General features: G+C 51.0%; 5 protein-coding genes. All 5 read right to left on the minus strand.

The features are described from left to right. Positions 1-533: 533 nt before the first annotated feature. Positions 534-1,199 carry an SUKH-3 domain-containing protein gene (locus tag KOR42_RS25380; protein ID WP_146512606.1) on the minus strand — a complete coding sequence of 222 codons (666 nt, stop codon included), beginning with the start codon at positions 1,197-1,199 and terminating at the stop codon, positions 534-536. 1,136 nt (positions 1,200-2,335) lie between these two features. Then, positions 2,336-4,285, minus strand: a complete 1,950-nt coding sequence (locus KOR42_RS25385) for an RHS repeat domain-containing protein (RefSeq protein WP_146512607.1) — start codon at positions 4,283-4,285, stop codon at positions 2,336-2,338. 3 nt (positions 4,286-4,288) lie between these two features. Beyond that, on the minus strand, positions 4,289-4,639 hold the full coding sequence (locus KOR42_RS25390; protein ID WP_146512608.1) for a hypothetical protein: 351 nt from the start codon (positions 4,637-4,639) through the stop codon (positions 4,289-4,291). 241 nt (positions 4,640-4,880) lie between these two features. Next, positions 4,881-5,738, minus strand: coding sequence for a hypothetical protein (locus tag KOR42_RS25395; RefSeq protein WP_146512609.1), 858 nt, complete (start codon positions 5,736-5,738; stop codon positions 4,881-4,883). 127 nt (positions 5,739-5,865) lie between these two features. After that, a partial coding sequence (locus KOR42_RS25400; RefSeq protein WP_146512610.1) for an RHS repeat-associated core domain-containing protein occupies positions 5,866-7,023 on the minus strand: 1,158 nt, incomplete at its 5' end.

Consider the following 7,023-nt stretch of genomic DNA (forward strand, 5'->3'; position numbering starts at 1 on the left):
ATACCAGCGGCAGTCCTTCACACGGCCGAATCGATCCAGACCGGTGTAGATGTCACCGGTGTCTGGGTCTGTACTCCCGGTCAGCGACGCCAACGTGAACTTGAACTGACGCTGCGGACGATTCGATCGGACTGCCAAAACTGCTTCAAAGTTTGCGGATATCACGTTACATGAAAAACAAAAACGCTCTAGCCTTCAAGCCGGATCAATGGGTCTAAAAAATGGGTCTAAAATTTGGTATCTGCTTGTGAAGTGGGTTATCTGGATCCCTTGACTCAATATGAACGTTCTTGTTTGCCTTGGCGCGAGAAATATGAATTCCCGTATTACATCGATCGCACCAAGCGAGGATGTAGCCTCTTCTTGACTGTTGATCGCCAAAAAACACTGCCTTCACTTCCCCGTTTTTACAACTTGGACAAGTATGGTGTAAACCCTCAAGGACGTCTAACACGGCATGGAGCCATGCATTATGAATTTGATCTGTCATTGTAGATGTCACCGGTGCGAATTCTGCGTCCTGCTGACAGGAATTATTCGTCGTAGATCGTTGTGTCGACATCACGCAGGCCTGATTCAGGAGAGGGAATGAGCACGTCCGGATCATCTGGACTGAGTCCATCAAGTTGAAACTCATGCTCTGGATCTTGCGAGTCGGTCAAAAAGACGGGACGGATCTTCATTGCCATCAGCCGGCGTATGACTCCTTCTCCGAACGAACTTCCCAGGAAATACAGGCCTTCTCCGACAAAGCCGTATTCGTACATTCGCTCTGACTCAGCGAGTGTAATGTGTGAATGCCAATCTGTGCTACCGATGATCACCAGTCGCTCGGAGAGTATGTTCTCAAGTCGCCCCAGCTCGTCAGTGCGACCGATCCTAGTAAAATATATACTACAACCTAAGCCATACTTTGATCTGCTCGATTGGCGAAGCTGTGCGACGACGATTCCGTCAAGCTCATCAAGCACTTGCGTGGCAGCTGGGAATTCGCCAATGAATCGATCGTCTGACGCTTCGTTGGACTGGCTGGTGAACCACTGTTTCATCATGCCAAAGCAGCTTCGCCATCCTGCCCTGGGCTTTCGGCGCATGCCAGGTCTCCAGCCCTTGCGAATTAGAGCTGATCGAATTTCGTCAGGAAGACTGTCAAATGGAGACCTCATGTCATTTTTTAATTGGAAATCTCTTGAAGACATCGCTCACTCCAATCTCGTTCAACAATGGAGTACAACCACGACAGGCACCTAAAGGTCGTCCTGAATAATTCGGTGTAAGCGTACGCGTTGCTGTCGCACTTCCCCCTGGTAAATTGGAAATATTGTATGCGGCTCGTTCAGCTTGAGTTAAAGCCTCCAATTCACCACACTTGTGAGCGAAATCGGATGGGTACTTTTGGGCCATTGAACGCACATTGTCGGAAATATCCTGTGCACGTCCCATCGCTCTTGCCGCTCCAGAACTGGCGCCCGGGAACACTTGTGGCCTCAAGTAGTTCGGAACGACAAGTGTGCTAGTGGCCCCTTGATTCACTCCTTGAGAAATTAGGCGAACTGAATCGTTTGCTGTCACGCGAGTGGCAACTTTGCTTGGAGAGGAGACGAGTCCACTTCCTCCTGATCCGACGGCACCGACCATAGAGTCTACAACACCTGCAGTCAATCGGGCCGACGAGTCACTCAATCCGAGCGATTTTCCTCCACGGTATGTCAAGTCCGTCAGGTTACTATCAACTGGTTGTCCATACAGCATCTGCCGGATACCGGCTTGGCATTGATCCAATCCGTGCAGGTGTGCAATCCGGACTCGACCTTTCACCACCTGAGTCGGGCCGCGGTCGAGCCACGCTGGCCCATTGATGTAGACGATTGTGTGTGTGATTCACAACATTGTCGCTGCTGAAGGAAGCAAACTCGCCTTCTTCTGCCCAAGTGCACGCAGTTTCATCAGTCAGCTTCCAACCTGGAAAAACAACAAACCCAGAATGTGTGTACCGTTACACCTGCAAATCCTCCACAAATAGCCAAAGTAACGAGCCCAAAATGAACAGTATCCAGTGTTCCGAGTTCTTCAAGTTTGGATAAGTACCTCCCCCCTACAGCTGGAGTTGCCAGAACCGCGACTACTTGCCCCGCAAGCACAAATGAAGCTCGAAGTTGAAGTGATTGCTTACGGCCACTATAGCATTCACCCAACAATTGAATAACACATGCAAGAATAACGAGAAGCCAGACCGGCGGGTAATTCTGGTCAGCACGCAGGAACACAAGCGAAGTTGCGAGCCATGAAATGCCCCCGATTAACATAGAGTCTGCGACTGCCTGGACCAGCTCTTCTAATCGCCTTCGTTGTCCTCGTTTCCGTGAATGTACATTTTTGTTTCGCATCTTACTGGCTCTTTGGTTTTGGCGTCAATCATTTGATCTCCGGGGAAGAACCAGTGGTCATCTCCGCCAATGTGGCCAAGATGTGTATCACTACCAATGTCAAAATACGCATCTTTCCCCGAAGGCTTGAAAGTCACTTTCATTACCGCATGCTGTTTCAATCCGTGCCATCCCCAAGGTGTCTTTCGGCTTGTTGGTACAAAACGCCCAGGGTCCCACACTTGGGGGTGAAGTTTGATAGTCCTGTTTCCAACTTCTTTCCATCCTTTGTCGTAGTCAATTCCAAGGTCATCATAGACTTGGTCCATGTAGCTGAAGCATCGATTAGAACCTATTGAACGAGGTTTGTTAACTTTGTGCATTATATCTTTTAGCGCGTCAATGCAATCTGGGTCTCCGTTACACATCGCGAAAACCCGCTTCTCGTCCTCTGTTGTAGGCCCACTCCACTTGCTGTCTTCATTTTCCCATTGTCGTTGAGTTGCCTGCCCAGTGAGCGGTGGCAACGTCCCCATGCTTCCCACAACTTCGCCATTGCGGTACCGAGGTACGCAGGCAGTTGTACAACCGAATGGTCCTTGATACTCATTTGGCCGTGGTGTAGTGCGACTGCCGTTGGGAGATCCCTGGAGAAACATTTCAGGATGAAATCCTTCTAGTCCAGCTGGGTCAACACTGATCGTCGGTTTGCTGTTGACGTATTCGTACAGGCTGGCTCCCCCTTCGTATCCAATAGGGTCTCTGCTCAGCCATGTGCCGAGGTCGGTGTGGTACAGGCGGTTGCGGACCAGGTACAGTTCGGTCGTGGTGTCTCTTTTGTAGCTGCCGAACAGGTGCTGCCAGTTGTGCACCGATCCGCCGACCGGGTTGAACGAGGAGTTCAGGAACGTGATCTCGCCGTACGGGTTGTACGTGTAGCGTTCCTTGTAGCCCGACGACTGCTTGTACAGCATCGTCGTGTTCCAGTTCGCATCCTGCGTTGCGTACAGTCGTTCTTCCAGCGTCGTCCCGTTGTTGTTGTAGTCGCGATCACGCAGCACACATTCGTCGATGTATCGATTTCCCCACACATGTTGCTCTTTGGCGGGCAGCAGCCCGGGAGTCGTCGATCCGTCAGCGACACGTTCTTCGATGCACTGCCAGTCTTCGGTGTAGAAGTAGAAGCGTTTCTCGCTGAGTGTGCCGCTGGTGTAGGTTTTGCGAATCGTGCGACGATTCAGTCCATCGTATTCATTCTCCTGCACCGTCGTGGCGCCGTCCTGAAGCTTCACCAGACGGTTCCAGGCGTCGTAGGTGGCCGAGTAGGTCCCCGTCGGATCGTCCGGCTGCGGGAGCGTTGTCATGTTGCCTTTGACGTCGTACGCGGGAGTGGCCCAGCTGGGACCTGCCGTTTCCGCGATGTCGGTGATTTCGTTCACCGCGTTGTTGGTCCGTTGCTGATTGAAGCTCCACCCTCCATTCCCGTACAGATCCTGCCTGAACTGCGACCAGTTCCCGGTTTCATCGAGTTCCCAGCACTGGCCGAACTTGTAGGTTGACATGGCGGTGTTCGTCCCGTTGAGCAGTCCTCGTTCCATCTCCTTGAGACGATTCAGACCATCGTAGGTGTACAGATAATCGTACTCCTTACTCGCGGCGTGGGCCAGCACATTCTTCCGATACAGACGGTTTCCGACCCGGTCATAGCCGTACTCGTAGCGATCCAGATCGACCGAGTTGGCGGTGTCATACCAGCGGCAGTCCTTCACACGGCCGAATCGATCCAGACCGGTGTAGATGTCACCGGTGTCTGGGTCTGTACTCCCGGTCAGCGACGCCAACGTGAACTTGAACTGACGCTGCGGACGATTCGATTCGACGATCGAACTGAGTCCCAGATACTCCTCTGCCGTCAACACCGATTACGGTTCCGCAACAGGTTGAAGCCGGCTGTTTTCGTTGTTGTAGAAGAGACTTTTGGAATTGCGTTCTGAGGTCGATTTCTCTTCGGAATTCACCGGTGCTAATTGAAACTTGATTGTTGCAAGCCAGTTTGGCTGGTTCGGTAGGACGCCTCCAGTGCATAGCCCAACTTTCTCTTGACAGGGCTGAAAACCTGCGGGGCGCACCGTGATTAAAGTCCAGATACATCGATCACCTATTCCACCCGAACCAATATTTCGGATTGTCTCAGGAATGATGAAGCGACCGTTCGGCAAAGTCTCGATCGAGAGGAACGTCGCGTATTCGTTATCTACAACGATGTCGGACATGGTGATCTCAATGGGATTTCCCTGTAAGTCGACGACAGTACATTCTGTTCGTGGAATAACTCAAGTTTCGAACGTGCGGGAGCAGAACCATTCCACGAACACTCCCGCAGCAAACACAATCCCGAAAAGGACCATTCGTCCCCATTTCATATGCCAGTCTCCGTAAGACATCATTTGACACAGGCACGCAACGAAATTTGGGAACGGCGAGTGGCCCAACCCCAATGCTGAACGTCTCGGTTCAGATAATCCGAACGGCTTTTGTCATGAAGTTGCCTGATTCCGAATCTTTAAGGATTTCCTTCACCTTGTCATTGATCACGAAACGACCTAGACCGGGACATTTGAAAACATCCAGATCGGGAACAAATCGTCGGGGGATCACGAAATCCTGACTCCAAGTCTCCACCATTTCTTGATATTGATCATGGTTCGGTTCTTCCTTCACATGACCACAGGTCGAGCAAAAAATCCAGTTTAACTCATTGGCCATTCGGTAGAAGACTTTTTCTTCGGCTTCAACCAGAAAGAAGTTTCCGTAGCGCTCGACATTGTCCACAAAAGGACGTGAAGCCTCCAGCATCTCTGAGTCATCCAGGCTGTCAAGTTTCCTATTCCATGATTTATTGTCGACGCGAAGACTTCCAACGCGAGCAACCTCAATTGGAATATACTTCAAGCCGGTAACCTGATTCTGCTCAAGTGCCGCAACGAGGGATTCATGGAAGATGCATCTCAATCCAGGCCAAAACACAGATTGTTCCGGTGGAGAGGGAACGTGCCAGTACAAAGGCAAAAGCCTCGATCCAGCGATGATATCCTTCTCGCGAAAGTACTTTCGAGCCACATCCACGACTTTGCCATACTCTTCGTGACTCAGATTGATGTACTCACCGTGGTCAATGTGTGTCTCTAATAACTCCCGCAATTCTTGAGGGCATTCAATTGGAATAATTCCTCCTAACCCGCCACTGTTGCCGCACTCAGGGCATTCTTCCAGAGTTGGAATTTGATAAGGATTCCGGATCATCCCATTTACCGCACTTGACCTCTGAAGAGAGACAAGGTCGTCCGGATTCGACAACGCCCACAAGCTCATCTTTGCTCCATGTGTTTGTAAATCAATACTCAACCCTTGGGCTTGTTTGGTATTCAGGTCCGAAAACCTTCCATTTGAACAAGCCAGATTGCAGCAAACGTCATCAATCCAGGAAATTACACTTTAATTAATAGGTATCATCAAGAAGGCTTTGAAATCCCTTTTTACTGAATCCACCTCGCACTGCCCGGTCGCAAGGCGTGACTCCGTCGCCGTCATCAAGACCTATTGCTTTGCCACCCGCTTTGTAGAGCCCTTCGACTGCACCTTCAACTTCATCTCCTAGGACGGCTTTATGAGCTGCATTTCCGAGACCTGGAAGAACACCTGTTTGCCCCTGGTGTTTTCCTTCGCCTTGTGCACCTTCGGCGAAATCTTGCACAGCACTCCCTATACCGAACACTGCAAGGGCACGGCCTCCGAGCTTCAAAACCCCCTTGCCGAAGCTCTTAATTGGTCCAGTAGCACGACTCAGAACCGTTCCCTTCCTCGCAGCAGCTTTCCCGATACGCAACTTCTTCGCCAATGCTGCTCTTCCTTCCGCACCGAGATTCGTCCATCCTCCTTTTCCACAATAGGGAACGGGTGCTTGCTTTCCTTTTGAAATGATCTTCGAGTATTTGTCGCTCGTTTTCATTTTTTCCAGTTGCTCAAGTATTTTAGGCTTTCGGGCGTTAGGATTTTTCTTCAGCCAGTCCTGCCAATCCTGCCTCCAATATGGTTCGATCATGTCACCACCTCGGTTAGCTGTATGCCATGTGTCGTCGATGATCAAACCATACTCCGATTTATTCCATTCTCCTGCTTTGAATCCTCTATTCTTCCAGTCGGGGCCAAGTGATTCTGTCAGTAAGTGGTGCCAAGTCGGACCGAATCCAAACCCGTCCACCCAGATAGTAGGATTTGAAGAAACATACTCGTACAAATTCAAGGTTGGATTATATCCGATGGGGTCTCTGCTCAGCCATGTGCCGAGGTCGGTGTGGTACAGGCGGTTGCGGACCAGGTACAGTTCGGTCGTGGTGTCTCTTCTGTAGCTGCCGAACAGGTGCTGCCAGTTGTGCACCGACCCGCCGACCGGGTTGAACGAGGAGTTCAGGAACGTGATCTCGCCGTACGGGTTGTACGTGTACCGTTCCTTGTAGCCCGACGACTGCTTGTACAGCATCGTCGTGTTCCAGTTCGCATCCTGCGTTGCGTACAGTCGTTCTTCCAGCGTCGTCCCGTTGTTGTTGTAGTCGCGATCACGCAGCACACATTCGTCGATGTATCGATTTCCCCACAC

Origin of the sequence: Thalassoglobus neptunius (assembly GCF_007859735.1) — a bacterium.
GTDB classification, from domain to species: domain Bacteria; phylum Planctomycetota; class Planctomycetia; order Planctomycetales; family Planctomycetaceae; genus Thalassoglobus; species Thalassoglobus neptunius.